Source organism: Pseudovibrio exalbescens, from assembly GCF_028737195.1.
GTDB classification, from domain to species: Bacteria; Pseudomonadota; Alphaproteobacteria; order Rhizobiales; family Stappiaceae; genus Pseudovibrio; species Pseudovibrio zosterae.
Genome location: NZ_JAQZAJ010000003.1, coordinates 202,098 through 223,109, shown reverse-complemented (window position 1 = coordinate 223,109; position 21,012 = coordinate 202,098). Strand labels below are relative to the sequence as shown.

The 21,012-nt window shown below is 57.3% G+C and carries 15 protein-coding genes; all 15 read right to left on the bottom strand.

The window, feature by feature from the left end; all coding sequences use genetic code 11:
* Positions 1–43: 43 nt before the first annotated feature.
* The 15 genes from PUV47_RS10405 to PUV47_RS10335 all read right to left on the bottom strand — a co-directional run bounded on the left by PUV47_RS10405 (position 44) and on the right by PUV47_RS10335 (position 20,962).
* Positions 44–1,261, bottom strand: coding sequence for a glycosyltransferase family 87 protein (locus PUV47_RS10405; protein ID WP_274218493.1), 1,218 nt, complete (start codon positions 1,259–1,261; stop codon positions 44–46).
* Positions 1,262–1,430: 169 nt separating this feature from the next.
* Entirely contained in the window at positions 1,431–3,101 is a 1,671-nt protein-coding gene (gene recN / locus PUV47_RS10400) for a DNA repair protein RecN (RefSeq protein WP_274218492.1), read from the bottom strand.
* 32 nt (positions 3,102–3,133) lie between these two features.
* Positions 3,134–4,000, bottom strand: a complete 867-nt coding sequence (locus tag PUV47_RS10395) for an outer membrane protein assembly factor BamD (protein WP_274218884.1) — start codon at positions 3,998–4,000, stop codon at positions 3,134–3,136.
* Between the two features lie 156 nt (positions 4,001–4,156).
* Positions 4,157–5,113 (bottom strand): UDP-3-O-acyl-N-acetylglucosamine deacetylase, encoded by a 957-nt coding sequence (gene lpxC, locus PUV47_RS10390; RefSeq protein ID WP_413697812.1) that lies wholly within the window; start codon positions 5,111–5,113, stop codon positions 4,157–4,159.
* A gap of 251 nt (positions 5,114–5,364) precedes the next feature.
* Complete coding sequence (gene ftsZ, locus PUV47_RS10385; RefSeq protein WP_274218490.1) at positions 5,365–7,101, bottom strand: cell division protein FtsZ; 1,737 nt, start codon at positions 7,099–7,101, stop codon at positions 5,365–5,367.
* Positions 7,102–7,206: 105 nt separating this feature from the next.
* Positions 7,207–8,529, bottom strand: coding sequence for a cell division protein FtsA (gene ftsA, locus PUV47_RS10380; protein WP_274218489.1), 1,323 nt, complete (start codon positions 8,527–8,529; stop codon positions 7,207–7,209).
* Positions 8,526–9,308 carry a cell division protein FtsQ/DivIB gene (locus PUV47_RS10375; protein WP_274218488.1) on the bottom strand — a complete coding sequence of 261 codons (783 nt, stop codon included), beginning with the start codon at positions 9,306–9,308 and terminating at the stop codon, positions 8,526–8,528. Before PUV47_RS10375 ends, ftsA begins: the two co-directional genes overlap by 4 nt.
* Positions 9,309–9,427: 119 nt before the next feature.
* Positions 9,428–10,351, bottom strand: a complete 924-nt coding sequence (locus PUV47_RS10370; RefSeq protein ID WP_274218487.1) for a D-alanine--D-alanine ligase — start codon at positions 10,349–10,351, stop codon at positions 9,428–9,430.
* 40 nt (positions 10,352–10,391) lie between these two features.
* Positions 10,392–11,348: a UDP-N-acetylmuramate dehydrogenase gene (murB, locus tag PUV47_RS10365; protein WP_425313752.1), complete on the bottom strand. Its 957-nt coding sequence runs from the start codon at positions 11,346–11,348 to the stop codon at positions 10,392–10,394.
* Positions 11,348–12,769 carry a UDP-N-acetylmuramate--L-alanine ligase gene (gene murC / locus PUV47_RS10360; protein WP_274218485.1) on the bottom strand — a complete coding sequence of 474 codons (1,422 nt, stop codon included), beginning with the start codon at positions 12,767–12,769 and terminating at the stop codon, positions 11,348–11,350. Before murC ends, murB begins: the two co-directional genes overlap by 1 nt.
* Positions 12,766–13,890 (bottom strand): undecaprenyldiphospho-muramoylpentapeptide beta-N-acetylglucosaminyltransferase, encoded by a 1,125-nt coding sequence (gene murG, locus PUV47_RS10355; RefSeq protein ID WP_274218484.1) that lies wholly within the window; start codon positions 13,888–13,890, stop codon positions 12,766–12,768. The genes murC and murG overlap by 4 nt, the downstream gene beginning before the upstream one ends.
* A 27-nt stretch (positions 13,891–13,917) precedes the next feature.
* Positions 13,918–15,075: a putative lipid II flippase FtsW gene (ftsW, locus tag PUV47_RS10350; protein ID WP_274218483.1), complete on the bottom strand. Its 1,158-nt coding sequence runs from the start codon at positions 15,073–15,075 to the stop codon at positions 13,918–13,920.
* Positions 15,075–16,481 carry a UDP-N-acetylmuramoyl-L-alanine--D-glutamate ligase gene (gene murD, locus PUV47_RS10345; RefSeq protein ID WP_274218482.1) on the bottom strand — a complete coding sequence of 469 codons (1,407 nt, stop codon included), beginning with the start codon at positions 16,479–16,481 and terminating at the stop codon, positions 15,075–15,077. The genes ftsW and murD overlap by 1 nt, the downstream gene beginning before the upstream one ends.
* A gap of 11 nt (positions 16,482–16,492) precedes the next feature.
* Positions 16,493–17,578, bottom strand: a complete 1,086-nt coding sequence (gene mraY, locus PUV47_RS10340; protein WP_274218481.1) for a phospho-N-acetylmuramoyl-pentapeptide-transferase — start codon at positions 17,576–17,578, stop codon at positions 16,493–16,495.
* 9 nt (positions 17,579–17,587) lie between these two features.
* The gene (locus PUV47_RS10335; RefSeq protein ID WP_274218480.1) at positions 17,588–20,962 is read right to left on the bottom strand and encodes a UDP-N-acetylmuramoylalanyl-D-glutamyl-2,6-diaminopimelate--D-alanyl-D-alanine ligase; all 3,375 of its coding nucleotides are present in this window, start codon (positions 20,960–20,962) and stop codon (positions 17,588–17,590) included.
* Positions 20,963–21,012: the final 50 nt, after the last annotated feature.

Sequence of the window (21,012 nt, the reverse complement as noted above, 5' to 3'; positions counted from 1 at the left end):
CGGCAACCTAAACACCGCACCCATCCCAGTCTTTTGAGGGCCTTCAGGCTGTCAGTCCGGCATCGTGCCCAGAACGCTGCCCGGCCTCCTCCACTGGTGCCACAAGGCGCGGGATCACGAAAAACACGGCAACTACCAGCACCAGCGGTGCAATGGGCACCAGATGAGATGTGAGCGCGATGGCAGCAAACGGCAGCAGATAAAGTGCGGTGAGCGCGATCGGCTCGAATACCGGACTGTCGTAGTCAGAGGGTGCAAAAACCTCATGCCGGACGGCGTAGAAATAAAGCAGCGGCGTCACCAGCGCCAAATCCCATACATATGTGAAGGGATTGGCAAGCACGATGCAGATCACAAACACCAGATCCCGTGCCTCACGGTCGCGCTCACGCCAGAACAGCCACACCACAACACATGCCGCCAGAACGGTAACAAGCGATTGGACCAGAACCACGCTCTCCTTGTTGAGCGCCATGGCGATCAGCGATCCAGTGACCGAGACAGCCATGGAAATGACCGCATTATCCGCCTGCAACAACGCTGAGAACTGGGTTGAAAACGCAGTTTGCCAATAAAGGCTCCAGCTTTCGGCACCAAACAGCACGGTAGACAAGAACACCACGCCCGCAGCACTGCAAATGGCGGCGCTCAAGGCCATCATGTTGCGCGATGCAGCCAGCGCCAACAGGGAAAAACCAAAGACAAATGGCTCGATGACGGTAACACCCAACAGCAGTCCGGCATAAACCGGCGACAAAGGCAGGTGGCGCAGACCGGCACACAACAGCGCGGCCACGAAAATGACCGGCTGACCGTAAAGCACGCAAAGCAGGGATGCCGGGGCTAGGCAAACGAAATCTAGCGTATCAAACGAGCGGTAGCGCTCTTTGCAAGCCGTCACCAACGCTCCAATTCCGGCAAGAAAAAACAGTATGTAGGAAAACGTGAAAGGAACCACCGCAAACGGCAGGAGAAACAGCAACAGGCCGGGAGACATTACCCACTCATAAAACGGATGACTGCCCGGTGCATATTCAAGCGCGGTGAGGCGGAACTCAGGAAAATCCATCACCAACATCACATAGCCCCGCAGCGATAGCAGAGCCGCCTCGTAGAAGGCGAAGAAATCTCCCCCCAAACGCATGGCACTGAAGCCATAGTCCATCGGGTCCCAAAGAGCCCACAGGTACATGGGATAGCCAATAACAATCAGGGCGACGGCTATGTGAAAATAAGCCTTCAGACGAGGAAACGCATTCATCAGGCAACTCCGGTGACATACTCGATGCCCCTACTGTGCCAAAACAGCGTTAAATTATTGAAAATGCTAGCCTTTGCTAATTTTCACCCACCCCATTCACGGGGTCAAGCAATGGACCAGACAGGGACTAGGCCTTCTGTTTTCAAGCCAACAAAGCAAGGCGGAACGCTTACACCAGCGTTCCGTGAAGCAGTCGATCAGCCGCCATGCGGGCTTCCTCGGTGATCGTGGAACCTGCCAACATACGCGCCACTTCTTCGCGCCGGTCTTTTTCGGCAATCCGTGTCACGCGGGTCGCAACGCGCTCTTCATCCACCTCGCCCTTTTCGATGAGGAAGTGGCCTTCGGCGCGAGCGGCGACCTGCGGCGCATGAGTGACGGTAAGCACCTGCACGTTCTCGGCAAGGCGTGCCAAACGCACACCAATGGCCTCTGCCACCGCACCACCCACACCCGTGTCAATTTCATCGAACACCAGCGTCGGTGCTGATCCCTTGTCCGCAAGCGATACCTTGAGCGCCAGCAGGAAGCGAGAAAGCTCACCACCTGACGCAACCTTGAACATGGGCCCCGGTCGGGTGCCAGGGTTGGTCTGCGCCCAAAACTCGATGGTATCGATACCCTCGCTGCCTCGGTTCTCAGGATCGGTGTCCTGTTGAATGATGAAACGCGCGCGCTCCAGCTTCAAGGATGGCAGTTCAGCATGCACCGCTTCTTCCAGTGCGCGGGCCGCATTGCTGCGCTTTTCAGAGAGACTGCGCGCCAATGCATCATAGGTGGCTCGCGCCTCGGCTACTGCCTTTTCAAGCGCATGAAGTTTCTCTTCACCAGCATCCAGATCAGCAAGGTCCGCGGCCATCTGATCCCGCAGGGCAGCAAGATCATCAACCGGGCGCGCGTACTTTCGGGAGGCAGCACGCAGTGCAAACAGACGCTCTTCGGTCTGTTCCAGCTCACCGCGATCAAAGTTTGTATCCCGAAGCGCCCCCTCCAGACCACTGCGGCCATCTTCCAGATGGTCCAAAGCGGTCCCGAGCGCTTCGACAACGCTGGTCAGATAGGCTGGGGCCTGATCTACCTTGCGCTCCAGACGGCGCAGCAGACTGGCCAGTTCAGGAATGGGAGAAGCAGGGCCATCTAGCGTGTCGAAGGCTTCCTGCAGGTCGCCGGCAATCTTCTCCACCTGCATCATGTCCTGACGACGCAGAGCCAGCGCTTCCTCCTCCCCCTCTTGTGGGTCAAGGGCGCTCAGTTCATCAACGCTGTCACGCAGATAGTCGGCTTCTTTACGAGCTTCTTCGATGCGCGCGATATGATCCTTGAGCGTCTTTTCAGCTTTGCGCACATCACGTGAAGCCTCGCGCACCGCTGCGGTGGCGTCCTCAAGCCCGCCAAAGCTGTCAAGCAACATGCGGTGGCTTTCCGGATCGACCAAGGCCCGGTCGTCATGCTGGCCGTGCACTTCGACCATGAGCGCCCCAATCTGGCGCATCAGGCCCGCGCTCACAGGCGCGTCATTGACAAAGGCGCGAGTGCGCCCGTCCTGTGACTGAACACGGCGCAGTATGATATCTGCATCGTGTTCCAGATCGTTTTCTTGAAGAAGGCGGCGTACCGGATGGTTCATGGGCACATCAAATGCCGCTGTCACCTGTCCCTGTTTCTGGCCGTGGCGCACAAGACCAGCGTCCCCGCGCCCACCAAGGGCCAGAGAAAGGGAATCAAGCAGGATGGATTTACCGGCACCAGTCTCACCGGTAAGAACGCTCATACCTGCAGAGAACTGCAGGTCGAGCTTATCAATGAGAACGATATCCCGAATAGACAGCGTCGAAAGCATAAGGCCCTATCAGCATGCTGAGAACGGAGCGATCAAAGCAATTTGATATCCCCAAACGCCCGTGAAATCCAGCTGCTTTCGTTCTCGTTTGGTTCGTACCCACCCTTTTGCAGCAGAGAGTACGCATCACGGTACCACTGGCTCTCAGGGAAGTTGTGACCAAGCACGGCTGCAGCTGTCTGCGCCTCTTTGACAACACCAAGCGCATAGTAGCTTTCCACCAGGCGGAACAGCGCCTCTTCAACGTGGCGCGTCGTCTGGTAGTTCAGCACGACAACCTTGAAGCGATTGATGGAGGCAAGGTACTGACGGCGCTGCAGATAGTAGCGGCCGACTTCCATTTCCTTACCAGCAAGCTGGTCATGTGCCACGCGAATGCGTTGGCGTGCCTGATTGGCATATTCTGAATCCGGGAAGCGCTGGACCACTTCATCAAACGCCTTCAAGGCGCGCTGAGTGGAACGCTGATCACGGCCCACATCCGGGATCTGGCGATAATAGGATTCGCCGATCAGGAAGAGCGCATAGGCTGCATCTTCATTACCAGGATAAAGGGTTACGAAACGGTCTGCGGCCGCAATGGCTTCTGGATACTTGCTCATCGTGAAGTTCAGATAAGCAATGTTGATCAGCGCCTTGCGTGCATACTCTGAATACGGATAGACGCGATCCAGTTCACTGAACTTCTTCTCAGCGTCTTTAAGCTTGCCCTCAGCGCGCAGGGCAAGGCCCTGGTTGAACATGAGTTCAGCAGGCGTGTCGCCGAATGCGTATTCGTCTACTTTTTCCTGAGAGGCACATCCAGCAACTGCTAGCGCAATCGCCAGTGAGAGAAACCGAACTGTCTTGCCCAAGCCCTTGCGAGCACTATTCCCCTGAGCATCACCCCAATGCAGCAATGTTTCCAAGCTCCTTATGTCACTTCAGGAATCGGGCACACCCCACCCCGTCAGACGCTTCTAACTGAATGTACCGACCTCGTCACCACTACGCGTGCCATTTGCCGCTAATTTGTGACGGATGTGGGGCATAACCTTTGAATAATGACAGGATTCTCAGGAAACTTCAGGGCCAAAAGCTGCGGCCTGCAGCCCACCGATCAGTTCTGCGTGGCCTTTTTCCGCTACGCGTGAACGGCTTGCGACTTCATCACCCTCAACGATTTCAAATGCATCCGGGTTCTTGAAGAGCTCAACGAGAATGTTGTGGTTCATGCGGTGCCCACCCTTGTAGGAGCGGTATTCACCGATGAACTGCAAACCTGCAAGAGCGAGGTCACCCACAGCATCCAGCGCCTTGTGACGCACGAACTCGTCCGGCCAACGGGTACCTTCCGGGTTCAGAACACGATCACCATCAAGGGCAACTGAGTTCTCAAGGGAAGAGCCCATGGCAAAGCCAAGCTTCCAGAGCTTCTCAACGTCCTGAACAGAACCGAAGGTGCGTGCACGAGAGATTTCCTTGCGGAAAACCTCAGGGGTCAGCTCCAGATCCAGTTTCTGAACGCCGATCAAAGCGCTGTCGAAGTCGATGGTGATGTTGAAACGCTGGCCGTCATAAGGACGCAGCTCACACCACTGATCCCCCTGCACGACGCGTACAGGCTTTTTGATACGGATATAACGACGTCCCGCATTCAGCGTGACAAGCCCGGTGGCATCAATCGCTTCAACGAATGCAGCAGCACTGCCGTCCATGATTGGCATTTCAGGACCGTCGATCTCAACGATCACATTGTCCACGCCCAAACCACGGAATGCAGCCATCAAATGTTCTACGGTAGAGACACCACCATGGGCAGGATCGCCCAAAACAGTACACAGCGCGGTGGCGGAAACGGACTGCCACGATGCGGCAATCTCGACATCACCTTCCGGCGTTGTGCGCTGAAACAAGATACCAGTATTAGCGTCTGCAGGATGCAAAGTGATTGAGGCAGGTCCACCTGAATGAACGCCGATACCGTTCAGCGTTACGCTATCAGAGAGCGTTGTCTGTTTTTCGACACGCATGGTCATCGCAAATTCCAGCCTTATCTGATTGGGCTTGGTCGTTTGTTATGAGACTCAAGCCAAAAAATTCCGAACCGCCCCACCGGTTGAGCTGGACATTAGCGACATTTAAGGGAGGAATAAAATAAAGCTTTATTACGCTTTGTAACGCTCTGAAAAACTAGTGATTTATACTAATAAAACAATAGGATAGCGCGCTGCAGCAACCCAGAAAAATCTGAGTTGCTGCCGAGAGGCGCGAGTTGTTCACATTAGTTCGCCTGGCGGCGCAAAAATGCTGGGATTTCAAGCTGATCGTCGTCTACGGACGGACGATTCTGCGGGGCAGAACGGCCGGCCTGATCGAGGTGACCAGCAGCACCGTGAGATGCTGGTGCGCGTGCAGGTGCTGGTGCCATTGGCGCTTCCTGAGGCGCGGCAGGTACGTGACCTTCTTCCATAGCTGGCTCATGATAGCCTTCGTCTTCACGACGGCCCAGACCGCCAGCAAGACGACGAAGCAGGCCCATTGGGCGACGCTCCTCATCTTCATGCATGTGCTGCTCGGCATGATCCTGAGCCGCTGGTGCTGCAGGGGCTGGTGCAGGCGCTGCTTGCTGTGGTGCTGCAGGCTGCTGAGGAGCACGTGCGCGAATTTCACGCTGAGCGATTGGCGGGAAGTCTTCTACACGTGGCATACGTGCAGTTGGCTGTACCTGCTCAGCTGCTGGCGGAATGTAAGGTGCTGGTGCTGGCGTTGTGTCAACAACAGGTGCCGGAGCTTCTTCTTCAACCTGCTCGATTGCAGCAGAATGATCGTAAGCGCTCGGCTGGTAAGGTGCAATTTCGACCTCAGGATCGCTGGAAGCAGCAACTGGTGCTGGCTTTTCAACGTGCTGAGGACGTGGTGCTGCCGCCTGTGCAGGAGCAACAGGTGCCGCGTATGCCTTTGGTGCGGAGTTCTCGTTTGAAGAGCTTACGGACTGAAGACGCTCGGTCAGCTCAGCCATGCGCACTTCGGCAGGAGAAACATCGTCACGCGCGTCCTGGTCGATGCCGGTAGCAACAACAGAAACGCGAATGCGGCCTTCCAGCTCCTCGTCGAAGGTAGCGCCGAGGATGATGTTTGCGTCTGGATCCACTTCTTCGCGGATACGGGTTGCAGCTTCATCAACTTCAAACAGGGTAAGATCGTTGCCACCGTTGATGGAGATAAGCAGGCCGCGTGCGCCCTTCATGGATGTTTCATCCAGAAGCGGGTTTGCAATCGCAGCTTCAGCAGCCTGAATGGCGCGGTTGTCGCCAGAAGCTTCACCGGTACCCATCATTGCCTTGCCCATGCCGCGCATGATGGAGCGAACATCAGCAAAGTCGAGGTTGATGAGACCTTCCTTCACCATCAGGTCGGTGACATTGGCCACGCCGGAGTAAAGAACCTGGTCGGCCATGGCAAAAGCATCAGCAAAGGTAGTCTGTGCGTTCGCAATGCGGAAGAGATTCTGGTTCGGAATAACGATGAGCGTATCAACGTTGCGCTGCAGCTCTTCAATACCAGAGTCGGCAATGCGCATACGGCGCGCGCCTTCGAACTGGAACGGCTTGGTCACAACACCAACGGTCAGGATGCCCTGTTCGCGAGCAGCGCGCGCGATCACTGGCGCAGCGCCAGTACCGGTGCCACCGCCCATACCGGCAGTGATGAACACCATGTGAGAGCCGGAGAGATGATCGTTGATTTCGTCGATCACTTCTTCTGCTGCGGCACAGCCAACTTCCGGCTGGGAACCAGCGCCCAGACCTTCGGTTACGGCAACACCCATCTGGATCACACGTTCAGCCTTGCACAGTGCAAGGGCCTGAGCATCCGTGTTGGCAACAACAAAGTCACAGCCCTGAAGACCGCTGGTGACCATGTTGTTGACAGCGTTTCCGCCGCCACCACCAACACCGAAAACTGTAATCCGTGGCTTCAATTCCTGAATATCAGGCATTTGCAGGTTGATAGTCATAAGTTCCTCGCGACCCTAAAGATATGTCCGCTGCCCCGCGGGCATATCGCTCTTCCTCTCGTGCGTCCGCCAATCAGGCGAAACTGTTGACTGATCCTCAGGGGATCAAAAACTTTCTCGTATCCATTGCCCGACACGGGCGAAGTAGTTGCCCGTACCAAGCCACTTACCGCGTTGCGCTCGCGGTTCGAATTGTTCGATCTGCGCAACCTGCGGATAGACAAGCAGTCCGCATGCCGCGCTGAACGCTGGACCTTTAGCCACGTCTGGCATGTTCGCGATGCCAAGCGGGCGACCGAGCCGCACATTGCGACCCAGAATTCGGCGAGCTGTTTCAGACAGGCCAGTCAACTGGCTGGCACCGCCGGTCAGGACAACGCGCTTGCCAACGCGGCCAGCAAAGCCGGACGCAACAAGGCGCTCCTGAATAAGCTCAAGAATTTCTTCGACGCGTGGACGGATCACACGTGTCAACATGGCCCGTGGAATCTGTGTTGGAAGGTCCCCTTCCTGATCCACTGGCGGCACGCTGATGAAATCACGGTCATCCACTGCACTTGGCAGCGCAGAACCGTGTAGCGTCTTAATCCGTTCTGCGTCCTGCATCCGGGTGGACAGAGCGCGGGCAATATCCATGGTCACATGGTTGCCGCCTACCGCAATCGCATCCAGATGCACCATTTGACCATCCACGAAGATGGAGATGGTTGTGGTGCCGCCGCCCATGTCGATGCAAGCAACACCCAATTCAGTTTCATCACCCACCAGGGTCGACAGGCCGGACGCGTAAGGCGTCGCAACCAAGTTCTCCACGTGCAGGTGGCCCCGGTTAATGCAAAGCTCCAGGTTTCGCACCGGCGGTACTTCAGCCGTGACAACCTGCATGTCCACACCCAGCTTGCGGCCCATCATGCCGCGCGGGTCACGGATGCCGCGGTTGCCATCAAGGCCGTAGGAAATCGGCAAGGCGTGCATCACTGCACGGCCATCCGTTGCTGTATGCGTTGAACCTGCGGTCAGAACACGCTGAATGTCGGACTCGCTCACGCTCTCGGAGGAAAGCGGAACACTGGCCGAGAAGATCTCGCTCTGCAGGCGGCCGCAGGTCACGGTTGCCAGCAGAGATTCAACCATCACCCCAGCCATGCGCTCTGCGGAATCCACCGCCTTGCGAATGGCCTGTTCGGCCTGATCCAGATCCACAACAACGCCGGACTTGATGCCACGGGAACGCTGATGCCCGTAGCCCAGCAGCTCAATGCTGTGGGTGCGGCCCGGCAGCAGCTCGCCGTCTTCGTTCGGCGTCAGCTTTGCAATCAGGCAGCAGATCTTGGAAGACCCAACATCCAAAACAGAAACAACAGCCGCACGCCGGGATGGCAAAGGCCGTTTACGAGGGAGATAGATCACCTTTTTGCTGGTGCTCATGTGTCTGCTCCCCCTACACCGCGGCGCGGACGCGCCTTGATCGCGGTCTTACGCCGCAACGCTGCTTCATCGGACAAGCGAACTACCACCCTATCTTCCAGCCGCATGTCTACGGCTACGATATCTCTGCTCAGAATGCCGCCTTCGGCATCAAGACGAACCAGATCGTCAAGTGCTTCGGCAATGCCAACTTCCGGCAGACGAACAACAATCCCATTTTCAAGGTTCAGATCCCAGCGGCGCTCGGAGATGAGGCTCGCAGCACGCACCCGGGCGCGCAGTTCCGGGATCCGGTCCAGTTCCTTCTTGATCTCACCGGCGCGGCGCTGTGCCCCATGGTTTACAACGCGCAACAGGTTGGCATAGCGGCCATCCACTTCATCGGTGATCACATCGCCCGCTTCGGTAATCACTGAAATCACATCACCACGCTGCCACAGGGCGTAAGGCACCTGCTCTTCAATGGTGACTTTCAGCGTGCCCGGATAGAGCTTCTGAATACTCGCATTTTCCACCCACGCGATCTCGTCGATCCGCTCGCGGGCACCATCCGCATCAAACATCATCAGCGATGGATGTTCCCGCAGCTCAAGCGCTTCCAGAATCTGGAATTCAGCCACCCGCTGCAGACCATCCATCTCAATGGTTTCAATGGCAAAACCAGTTGCAGAAGTAACGTTTTCAGCAACTGACTGACCGTGCCCCCCCAGAACGATGCCGTAGGTGGCAGAGGCCGCCAGAAAACCCATCGCGCATGCGGTGGGCGCCCAGCGAGGCATAACAGCAAAAAACCCAACGACGCTCCAAGCGGGCCGTTGGTGCAGACGCGACACGCCACGACGCGGCGAGCCGAAGCCCCCGTTCGCAAACGGCCTGCGCCATGCATTAATTTTTGCAGTTATCTGCTGCAACTTGCGTCCTCCACGATCCAACTAACCAACTCTTTGAAATCATGGCCCGCATGGGCTGCGATTTCTGGAACCAGCGACGTCGGCGTCATGCCCGGTTGAGTGTTAACTTCCAGGCACACCAGCTCTCCGGTTCCGTCCGGTCCATCGTCCAGACGGAAATCCGCTCTGGATACACCTCGACACCCGAGCGCCTGATGCGCTTTCAAACTCAGTTTTTGTATTTCTTGGTAAACAGGAGGTAAAATTTTTGCGGGAAGTATGTGTTGTGAACCACCAGGGACGTATTTTGCATCATAATCATAAAAAGTGTGCCCCATTGGCACAATTTCCAATACGCCCAGAGCCACATCTCCCATCACCGCGCAGGTGATTTCCCGTCCCGAAACAAATCGTTCGGCCATGATCACATCCGGATATGGCCAGTCATCACGCGTCAACTCCTGCGGCGGGTGCTCCTGATCTTCCTTAACAATGAGAACGCCGAAGCTAGAACCCTCGTTAATGGGCTTGATCACATAAGGCGGGGTCAAGGCATGCGCCTTTGCCGCTTCACGGCGGTGGATCACCTTGTGCTCGGCAACGGGAATGCCGGCAGCCTTCATCACGGCCTTGGCCTTCACCTTGTTCATGGCAAGAGCAGAAGACATGACGCCAGAATGGGTATACGGGATCTCAAGCAGCTCCAGAACACCCTGAATGCAGCCATCTTCACCGAAGGGGCCGTGCAATGCATTGAAGGCAACGTCCGGCTTCAGCGCCTTCAGGACTTCAACAATATCGCGCTGAACGTCCACACGGCTCACCTTGTATCCTGCAGCTTCCAGGGCATCCGCGCACTCGGCGCCCGAGTTCAAGGAAACAGGGCGCTCTGAGGCCCATCCACCCATCAATACGGCAACATGCTTCGACATCTGTTTCTTGCGTCCTTGCTTTGTCTATTGCGCCTGTCCGTTAGTCGTTGCCCAAAAACGGCGCGATTTCCTGCCCCTCGATGAAATCCCCCAGTCGTTTGATTTCCCATTCAAGGCGAATACCGGTCTTCTCAAGTGCTTTCGCCCGAACTGTTTCCCCAAGCAGTTCAAGGTCATGAGCAGTGGCTTCGCCTACATTCAACATGAAGTTGCAATGCAATTGCGACATTTGTGCGCCGCCAATCTGCAGGCCTCGGCAGCCTGCATCATCCACCACGCGCCACGCGCTGTGGTTTGGCGGGTTCTTGAACGTGGAACCACCAGTCTTCTCACGAATGGGCTGCGCCTTCTCACGGTGCTCGACAACATCCGCCATTTCCTTGCGGATTTCCGCTTCCGGTTGCGCAACGCCCTGCATGACGGCACTGGTGAAGATCAGGTCCGTTGCTGCAGAGGAATGACGGTAGGCATACCCCATGTCCTCGTTGGTCAGCGTTAGGATCTCACCATCTCTTTGTACTGCGTTAACGTTAACGACTCGTTCATTTGTCTCAACGCCATGCGCGCCTGCATTCATGCGCAGAGCTCCGCCCACGCCGCCCGGAATACCTGTATAGAACGCAAACCCACCGGTGCCGGTCTTGGCCGCTTCTTCCGCCAGTTTCTTGTCCGGTACACTGGCACCCACCTTGAACTGATGATTGCCAAGATACTCCACTTGGCCAAAGCTCTTCATCGGGAGGCGAATGACAACACCCTTCAAGCCGCCATCCCGCACCAGAAGGTTGGAGCCAAGACCAATGACGGTTACCGGCACATCGTCCGGCAACGCTTTCATGAACACGGACAGGTCCAGCTCATCGGCAGGCTGGAACAGAAGTTCCGCAGGCCCGCCAACCCGAAACCATGTCACCGCAGAGAGCGGCTGGTTGGGCACCATGCGGCCGCGGATCTCTTCCACGGCATCACCCATACGGGAGAGAATTTCGCTTTCCATCACGCGTCCCCCTCACCTGTCCCGAGTGCTTTCAGTTCTTCCGGTAGCTTGTAAGCCCATTGAGTGATGTTGCCTGCACCAAGACACAGCACGTAGTCTCCGTCCTCTGCGACTTGAGCAACCACCTCGGCGAGTTTCTCCGGCCCTTCCAATGCGTAGACGGAACGATGCCCGCCCGCTTTAAGGCCAGACACCAAACTTGCCTGATCGAACCCTTCAATTGGCTGTTCTCCTGCAGCAAACACCGGCGCAATGATCACGGTATCGGCGTCGTTGAAGCAGGCGCAGAAGTCATCGAACAGACTTTCAAGACGGGAGTAGCGGTGCGGCTGCATAACAGCGACCACCTTGCCGTCAGTCGACTCGCGCGCTGCATGCAGCACGGCCTTGATCTCGACCGGGTGATGACCATAATCGTCAAAGATCTCAACGCCGTTCCAGGAACCGGTGTGTGTGAAGCGTCGCTTTACCCCGCCAAACGAAGCAAGGCCGGTGCGCACTTCATCGCCGGTGATGCCAAGCTGCATGGCAAGCGCAATCGCGGCTGTCGCGTTGGACACGTTGTGCAAGCCCGGCATTGGCAGCACCAGATCGACCAGCTCCTGCGGCTCGCCCCCACGGCGGTCATCAATCACCACAGTGAAGATGGACTTGCCGCCTTGCATACGCACATCCTTGAACCGCACGTCTGCCTGAGGGGTGGTGCCGTAGGTGATGATCTTGCGGTCTTCAATCTGGCCAACCAGCGCCTGAACTTCTGGATGGTCCAGACACATCACTGCAAAGCCATAGAAGGGTACGTTCTCCACGAACTGGCGGAAGGCAGCGCGGACGCCGTCAAAGTCGCCATAGTGGTCCAGATGCTCTGGATCAATGTTGGTCACAACCGCGATATCGGCAGGCAGCTTGATGAAGGTGCCGTCGGACTCATCCGCTTCCACCACCATCCAGTCACCTTCGCCCATACGCGCATTGGTGCCATAGGCATTGATGATGCCGCCGTTGATCACGGTCGGGTCTTTACCACCGGCATCCAGCAGCGCAGCCACCATGGAGGTGGTCGTCGTCTTGCCGTGCGTGCCGCCAATGGCGACCGCCTGCTTGAAACGCATAAGCTCAGCCAGCATTTCCGCGCGGCGCACAACAGGCAGGGAGCGCTCACGCGCTGCAACCAGTTCCACGTTGTCTTTCTTGATCGCCGACGAGATCACCAGCACTTCCGCCCCATCCAGGTTCTCGGCGGAATGACCCACATGAACTGCAATGCCCTTTTCGCGCAAGCGCTGCACGTTAGCATTTTCGGACATGTCTGAGCCCTGCACGGTGTAGCCCAGCGTATGGAGCACTTCTGCAATGCCGCTCATCCCAATGCCGCCAATGCCTACAAAGTGGACCGGACCGATATCGACGGGCATCTTCATGATGTCACCTCTTCACCTACGGGAGCTTCTGCCCCTCTGGAAACCTGTTCAACGAGATCTGCAAGGCGCTGCACCGCATCAGGACGGCCTTCGCTCTTGGCAGCTTCGGCAGCTGCCTGCAGCTTCTCGGGATGTGCCATTAGATCACGCAGCATCTGCGCAAGACGCTCCGCGCTGAGTTCAGACTGGCGCACTGGCCACGCCGCACCGGCGACTTCCAGCAGCTTTGCGTTGTTACCCTGATCGTTATCCAGCGCACCCGGATAAGGAACAAGGATGGACGGGCGTCCAATCGCAGCCAGCTCACACAACGTGCTAGCACCGGAGCGCGAAACCACCAGATGTGCATCCGCCATGCGCTGCGGCAGATCCTGAAAGAACGTCTCAAGCTGGGCAGCAATGCCCAAGGAACGATAAGCCTCTTCAACGCTTGCCAAGTCCTCAGCGCGGCATTGCTGTACAATGGCAAAACGCGCGCGCTCATCAGGACCCAAAAGCCTCAGCGCCTCTGGCAAGACTTGGGAGAAAAACCGAGCGCCCTGACTGCCACCAAACACAAGAAGGTGGAACGGACCACCAGCTTCCGGTGCCATGTAGGGCACACCCGTGACCGCGATCACGTTATCGCGCAGCGGGTTGCCGGTCATGACAGCCTTGCCTGCCAACTCCTGTGGCAGGGCTTTCATCGGCAGACTTGTGGCAACCTTGGTGGCCCGTTTGGCCAGCAGGCGGTTGGCACGCCCCATCACCGCATTCGCCTCATGCAAGATGGTCGGAACCCCAGCCAAACTGGCGGCAAACATCGGCGGAAACGTTGGGTAGCCACCAAAGCCGACCATGGCCAGCGGGTTCTTCCGTTTGATGATCTTGCGCGCCTGCAAGGTACCAAGCCCCAATTTCAGGGCGGTCTTGAACAGCTTGATTGGATTGCGGCCACGCAGCGTGTCGCTTTCAATCAGATGAACTTCATCTGCAGGAAAGGCACTGCCGTACTTGTCAGCCCGCTCATCGGTCATCAGCTCAACCCGATAGCCACGACGGGTCAACTCACCTGCCAGCGCTTGCGCTGGAAACAGATGCCCGCCTGTGCCTCCGGCTGTGAGCATGATCGTTGGTTTCATAGTGTACTCCAGCAGACCCTTGAAGCCCTAGACCAGCGACGAAGCGGGAACCCGCGTCACGGTCACACCCGGCGTCCGGGTTGGGCGAAGTCTGCGACGTGTCAAAGCAAGAACGAAACCCATGGACAGTGCCAGCGCCACAAGCGAGGAACCGCCATAGGAAATAAATGGAAGGGTCATGCCTTTTGCAGGCATCAGGTTAAGGTTAACCGCCATGTTGATACAGCTTTGCAGACCAAACAGGACGATAAGCCCCGATGTTGCGAGGCGGCCAAAAGGATCTTGATCCTTGGAAGCAACCGAAAGGCCGCGCAACACCACAAAGGCAAACACGCAAACAAGAAACAGGCAAAGCAGCACGCCATATTCCTCGGCCACAACAGCAAAGATGAAGTCCGTGTGACTATCAGGCAGAATGCGTTTCACGGTGCCCTCACCCACGCCGCGCCCGAACCAGCCCCCCGCAAGGAAGGAGTCAATGGCTCTGTCGATCTGGAACGTGTCGCCGGAATCGGGATTGAGGAAGCGCTCAACGCGCCCGCGCACGTGAGGCAGGTACACATAACCGGCCACCATGCCGCCCACACCAACGGCACCCAGCGGCAAGATCGCAAACCACGACAGGCCGTTGAGGAAGAACAGCGCAAACAGCACCATGGTAATCAGCATGGTCTGGCCAAAGTCAGGTTGGGCGACAAGCAGAGCGACAACGATGGCATAAAGCATCAAGGAGAACAGCCCACCGGGAATTTCCGGCCGCTTTCGTGCTTCCGACAACAGGAACGCCATCACGATCACCAGTGACGGCTTTACGAATTCGGCGGGCTGAATGGAGAACCCAAAGAGGCTTACCCAGCGCCGCGCGCCCTTGATTTCCGTGCCGGTGAAAAGCGTTGCAATGAGCAGCACAATCGAACCTGCAAGCACCAGAAGAGCCACACGGCGAACCATGCGCTGGTTCAGGGCTGATACGGCGAGCAGCAGCATGACGCTTGGAGCCAGGAAAATCGCCTGACGGGTCACGAAGTGGTATGGATCAAGACCGATACGTTCAGCTACTGGGGGGCTTGCAGCAAAAGACAGTACAACGCCTGCACCCATCAGAATGAGGATGCCAGCGAGCAGGTAACGGTCGATTGTCCAAAGCCATTCAGCAAACGGGCTTCGATCGGTTCTTGATACCATCAGTGTCCCCCCGGCTCGGTCAGGTTGGCAGCCGCAACGGCGGCCAGTTCAGCAAAACGCTGTCCACGCACTTCAAAACTCGGGAACTGATCAAAAGACGCACAGGCTGGTGAGAGAAGAACTACACACTCATCAGCATCACTGGTCGCTGCATCCTTTGCTGCTGCAGCAACGGCGGTTTCAAGGTCACCGCATTCTTCCACTTGGGCCTTGCCCGAAAGTGTCTGTGCAAAGTCCTGACTAGCTTCGCCGATCAAATAGGCTTTTGCAATCCGAGGAAAGTAACTTTCCAGCGAAGTGATGCCGCCAGTCTTCGCTCGTCCCCCGGCTATCCAGTAAATCCGGTCAAAACTGGCCAGTGCATGAGCGGTGGCTTCTGCGTTCGTCCCCTTGCTGTCATTGACAAAAACAACATGGCCTGCGGTCGCCACCGGCTGTAGCCGGTGCTCCAGGCCAGGGAAAGAAGCGATGCCTTCCGCCAGTTCTTCAGGTGACAGCCCCAGAGCAAGAGCAACAGCAGAAGCAGCAGCGGTGTTCTGAGCGTTGTGAGCACCCCGAAGGCTCATGTGGCCTTGAATGCTTAGAAGCTCCGTCTGTTCCCCATCAAAGCTTTCAAAAAGCTGCGGGCCATCAGCAAAGATGCCATCGCCCTTGGAGATAGCGCCCTTGCAGGAGATACGCTCTACCTGCACCTCAGCCGCCTCCAACCGATCTGCCATCGCGCTGCTGGTGTCATCATCAACACCCACAACAGCAAGACGACTGGCGCGGACCAGCCGCTCCTTGATCGAGGCGTAATTCTCGATCGATCCATGGCGGTCAAGGTGGTCAGGCGAGAGGTTCAGCATCACACCCACATCTGGCGCAAGGCTTGGTGCCAGATCGATCTGATAGCTGGAACACTCGATCACATAAACGCGGTCTTCAGTCAGCGGATCTAGATCCAGAATAGGACGGCCGATGTTGCCGCCCATTTGCACGTCCATTCCGCCCTGTTTTAGGATGTGCGCTGTCAGCGCCGTTGTCGTTGACTTGCCGTTGGTTCCCGTGATCGCAACGAAGGCTGCTTCCGGACAGACGGCCTCGCGTTCTCGCATGAACAGCTCAACGTCCCCAATCACTTCAACGCCTGCGGCTTCTGCCATTTTGACCGTCCAATGCGGCTCAGGATGCGTCAACGGCACGCCCGGCGCCAAAACAAGCGCCGCATACCGTTCAAAATCCGCATCACGAAGGTCAAGACAGTCAATGCCATCGTCCAGCGCGGCCTCAACACGGCTCTCGTTGTCATCCCATGCGTCCACGCGCACACCGCCCGCCATCAGCGCCTTGGCGGTGGTCATACCAGAGCCGCCAAGACCGAAAAGAGCAACATGTCGTCCGCGAAGGGTGGTGATTGGGATCATGAGCCAGCTCCTTAGCGCAGCTTGAGGGTTGCAAGCCCGATCAGGGCCAGAACCACGGCAATGATCCAGAAGCGGATTACAACCTGAGACTCGGTCCAACCAAGGTGTTCAAAGTGGTGATGGATCGGCGCCATGCGGAACACACGCTTGCCGGTCAGCTTGAATGAGGCCACCTGCACGATGACGGAGACGGCTTCAAGAACGAACAAGCCGCCAATGATGGCCAGCACGATCTCGTGCTTTGCCGCAACCGCAATAGCGCCCAGCATACCGCCAAGAGCCAGAGAACCGGTATCCCCCATGAAGATCGCGGCAGGCGGTGCGTTGAACCACAAGAACCCCAGCCCTGCTCCGATCACAGCCCCACACAACACGGCAAGCTCACCGGTACCGGCAACATGGTGGATCTGAAGGTAGTTTGAGAACACGGCGTTACCGGTCAGATAGGCAATCAGTGCAAAGGATGCGGCAGCGATCATCACTGGCACGATCGCCAGACCATCAAGGCCATCTGTCAGGTTCACGGCATTCCCTGCGCCCACAATCACAAAGGCTGCAAAAGGAATGAAGAAGATCCCCAGATTGATGGTCAGCTCCTTGAAGAATGGGAAGCCAATGGAGGTCGAAAACGGCTGCGTATCCAGCAGTGTCACGGCAAAGGCTGCAAGACCTGCAATCAGGAACTCAAGACCAAGACGCGCCTTGCCACTGAACCCCTTGTGAGAAGACTGGCTGACTTTCTGATAGTCGTCGTAAAAGCCGATCAGACCAAAGCCCACCGTCACACCCAGCACGATCCAGGTGTAAGGGTTGGCCAGGTTCGCCCAGAGCAGCGTCGCCACGATCATGCCAGACATGATCATCAGGCCGCCCATGGTTGGTGTTCCCTTCTTCGTCAGAAGGTGGCTTTGCGGCCCGTCTTCGCGGATTGGCTGGCCCTTGCCCTGACGCACACGCAGCGCCGAAATGATCTTGGGGCCAAACAGGAAGACAAACAGAAGGGCGGTCATGATGGCGCCGCCCGTTCTGAAGGTGATATACCGGAATACGTTGAAAGCGGAGAACTGGTCAGCCAGCTCCCCTAGAAAATACAGCATTTATTGTCCTCAGCCTTCCGCTGGCTCAGCATATCGTGATTTCACAGCATCAACGATCAGCCCCATACGCGTACCCAGCGAGCCTTTGATCATGATGATGTCGCACGGCGAGATATCGGAGAGAACCCGGTCCACCATGCCTCTTGAATCTTTTGAATAAGCAACTCGTTTATCTGTCGGCAAGGTGTCCCAAAGGGACTTCATCTCGCTGCCCACACAATAAACCAGATCAACCCCAGCGCGTTCGACCTCGCCTGCAATCTGTGCGTGGAACTTTTCAGAATCCGGGCCAAGTTCAAGCATGTCGCCCACAACAGCGATGCGCCTTCCCCGTCCCTCGATCGGCAGTCCGCCAAGCAAATCAAGCGCCGCTTTCATACTGGCCGGGTTGGCATTGTAGCTCTCGTCAATCAGGTAGGCGAACTTGCCGCCCACGTTGAGAACGGTCTGCTCGCCCCGACCTTTCGGCGGCCGCATTTCGCCAAGCGCCAGTCCCGCAAGCGCCAGATCGGCACCAAGGCAAGCTACCCCTGCCAGAACACCGAGTGAGTTGTTGATGTGATGAGCGCCCGGAGATCCCACTTTGTAGGTGATGGAGTTGCCAAGAATGTTGGCTGTCAGCGTCGTGCAGTCGGCACGTGGCACAACCTTCTCAGCAACAGCCTGAGCGCCTTTGCGCTGGCCAAAGGTCACGATGTTCTTCACGCCCGCAATGCTGGCCAGGTAGCGCAACAGGTCATACTGGCGGTTATCACGGTTCAGAATGGCCGTACCGCCGGGTTCAAGGCCGTCAAAAATCTCGGCCTTGGCGCGAGCAATGCCCTCAACGCTCTCAAAGAACTCAAGATGCACGGCTTCAACAGTGGTAATCATAACCACATGTGGGCGGACCATCTTCACCAGCGGCGTAATCTCACCAGCGTGGTTCATACCGATCTCGAATACGCCGAATTCGGTGGCTGCGTGCATGCGCGCCAGTGTCAGCGGCACACCCCAATGGTTGTTGTAGGACGCCGCAGAAGCATGGGCCCGGCCAGACCGGGAGAGCGCCAGCTTGAGCGCTTCCTTGGTGCTGGTCTTGCCAACGGACCCGGTTACCGCAATGATGCGCGCTCTGGTGCGGGCACGTGCGGCGATACCCAAGTCTTGCAGGGCCTCAAGCACATCCTCAACCACCACATACCGGCCATCTTCCGGCAGGTCTGAAAGCTGCGCACGTTCAACAACAGCAACAGCAGCACCGGCTTCCAACGCTGCGCTGACAAACTGGTGGCCGTCAAAATTCGGGCCCTTCAGCGCAAAGAAGGCATCTCCCGCTTCAAGGCTGCGGGTATCAATTGAAATGCCGTTAATGGCTTCGGGCAGGGAGCCGCGCACATCGCCTTTCATGGCATTCGCAAAGTCTTCGCGGGTCCACAGTGGCGCGTTCGGATCAAGAGGCTCTTCGTCTTCTTCCGCAGTTGCTGGCTCGGCCTCGACTGTTTCCTTCACCGCTTCAGAAACCGCCGCCACCACAACAGCCTCTTCAATCTTCGGCTGTTCCTCGGCACGCGTTTCAACAACTGGCGTTTCCGCTTCAGGTGCAGACTGTGCCAGAGCAACCTTTTCCGCATGAGCCGTTTCTTCTACAGGTGCTGCAACTTCGGCAGGCGCAGGAGCGCTTCGCTCTTCGCTTTCTGCGGGCTGTGGGGGACTTACCTCTTCAGCCTCGGCCTCGAACAACTCATCTGCTTCCTCGGAAGCAGGCGTTGACGCTGGTTCTTCAGAGGCAGCATCGGCAGCAATTTCAGCTTCAGCACCAGAAACCTCTGAGGACGGTTCATCCTTCTCCGAGGCATCGTCTTCCAGCGACTTGCTCACCAGATCGGCCAGATCGAGTTCTTCAAACGCGTCCGGCACACTTTCAACGTCACCCTCAACGGCGTCCAGTTCTGCAAGTGCATCACGAATGGCGTCATGGTCAGAAAACGGCAGGACATCAGCCCCAACAATCTGGCCCGTCTCATGGCCTTTGCCAGCCACGCAGAGAATGTCTCCCTCGCCCAACAACTCGATACCGCGACGGATGGCTTCAGCACGATCACCGATTTCGAGCGCGGTTGGGCAGGCATCCAGTATTTCGTTTCGGATTTGTTGCGGGTCTTCGGTCCGCGGGTTGTCATCGGTAACGATGGAGATGTCCGCCAGACGACCGGAAATCTCGCCCATCAAAGGCCGCTTTCCTTTATCGCGATCGCCACCGCATCCAAACACGCTGATCAACCGGCCCTTGGTGAAGGGGCGCAGCGCCGCCAGCACGTTCTCCAACGCATCCGGCTTGTGGGCATAGTCTACGAAAACCAAACCGCCATTGGCCTTCGTGCCAACATGCTCGATACGGCCCGGCGCACCCTTCAAGGTCGCCAGTGCCTCAATGGCAACGCGTGGCTCTACCCCCGCCGTTATGGCAAGACCTGCAGCGACCAGCGCGTTGGAAACCTGAAACTCACCGGCAAGCGGCAGCATGACAGAATAGGTCTCGCCGTCGCACTGCAGCTCCAGAAGCTGCCCGAAGCCCTCAGGCTTGTCGGAAACCAGCTTCAGGCCCTCACCATTGGCACCGACGGTAAACAGTGGCAGGCCGCGTTCTTCTGCAACGGCCACAACCCGGTCACCGAATGGCGCCTCAGGGTCCACCACCACGGCAGCGCCGTCCGGCAGCACTTCGCGGAACAGCCGCAGCTTGGCGTGCAGGTAGTCCTCCACCGTTGGGTGGTAATCCATGTGGTCGCGGCCCAGATTGGTAAAACCAGCAGAGACCAACCACACGCCATCAAGACGGTGCTGGTCCAGACCATGACTGGACGCCTCCATGGCCGCATGGGTCACGCCATCCTTGGCAAGCTGGGCAAGGCCCTCATGCAGTTTAACCGGGTCCGGTGTGGTCAACCCGCCATAGCTCTGTCCGTCAGAGGTAACCACGCCCAGCGTACCGAGGCTTGCAGACTTGTTGCCCGCGAACGCAAAAATCTGACGAACGAACTCGGAAACGGATGTCTTGCCGCTGGTGCCCGTCACCGCAACCATGGTGTCTGGCTGAGCACCAGAAAACGCCGCAGCCATAAGCGCCAGCTCGTGCCGCGCGTCAGGCGCGCCAAGCACGGCAACCTCAGCAGGCACGAGCTTTCGCGCCTCCTCAACCCGGTCAGCATCGACAAGGATCGCAATCGCGCCTTTTTCAGCAGCTTGCGCGGCAAATGACAGACCATCGGTCTTGGCACCGGAAAGGGCGGCAAACAGGAAGCCCGGCCCAATTCCGCGGCTGTCCGCAGTGAGACCTTGGACGTCAAGTGCGCCTGCATTTTCGGGCAATTCGGCTGTATATGTTAAGTTTTCGAGCAACATGACGTCGATATCACCGGACTATGAGTCGTCAATATGGCGTAGGCGGTTTT

Coding starts and splice junctions, on each gene's coding strand:
- PUV47_RS10405 (WP_274218493.1), bottom strand. CDS start 1,261: ATGAATGCGTTTCCTCGTCTGAAGGCTTATTTTCACATAGCCGTCGCC.
- recN (WP_274218492.1), bottom strand. CDS start 3,101: ATGCTTTCGACGCTGTCTATTCGGGATATCGTTCTCATTGATAAGCTC.
- lpxC (WP_413697812.1), bottom strand. CDS start 5,113: ATGCGTGTCGAAAAACAGACAACGCTCTCTGATAGCGTAACGCTGAAC.
- ftsZ (WP_274218490.1), bottom strand. CDS start 7,101: ATGACTATCAACCTGCAAATGCCTGATATTCAGGAATTGAAGCCACGG.
- ftsA (WP_274218489.1), bottom strand. CDS start 8,529: ATGAGCACCAGCAAAAAGGTGATCTATCTCCCTCGTAAACGGCCTTTG.
- PUV47_RS10375 (WP_274218488.1), bottom strand. CDS start 9,308: ATGCCTCGCTGGGCGCCCACCGCATGCGCGATGGGTTTTCTGGCGGCC.
- PUV47_RS10370 (WP_274218487.1), bottom strand. CDS start 10,351: ATGTCGAAGCATGTTGCCGTATTGATGGGTGGATGGGCCTCAGAGCGC.
- murB (WP_425313752.1), bottom strand. CDS start 11,348: ATGGAAAGCGAAATTCTCTCCCGTATGGGTGATGCCGTGGAAGAGATC.
- murC (WP_274218485.1), bottom strand. CDS start 12,769: ATGAAGATGCCCGTCGATATCGGTCCGGTCCACTTTGTAGGCATTGGC.
- murG (WP_274218484.1), bottom strand. CDS start 13,890: ATGAAACCAACGATCATGCTCACAGCCGGAGGCACAGGCGGGCATCTG.
- ftsW (WP_274218483.1), bottom strand. CDS start 15,075: ATGGTATCAAGAACCGATCGAAGCCCGTTTGCTGAATGGCTTTGGACA.
- murD (WP_274218482.1), bottom strand. CDS start 16,481: ATGATCCCAATCACCACCCTTCGCGGACGACATGTTGCTCTTTTCGGT.
- mraY (WP_274218481.1), bottom strand. CDS start 17,578: ATGCTGTATTTTCTAGGGGAGCTGGCTGACCAGTTCTCCGCTTTCAAC.
- PUV47_RS10335 (WP_274218480.1), bottom strand. CDS start 20,962: ATGTTGCTCGAAAACTTAACATATACAGCCGAATTGCCCGAAAATGCA.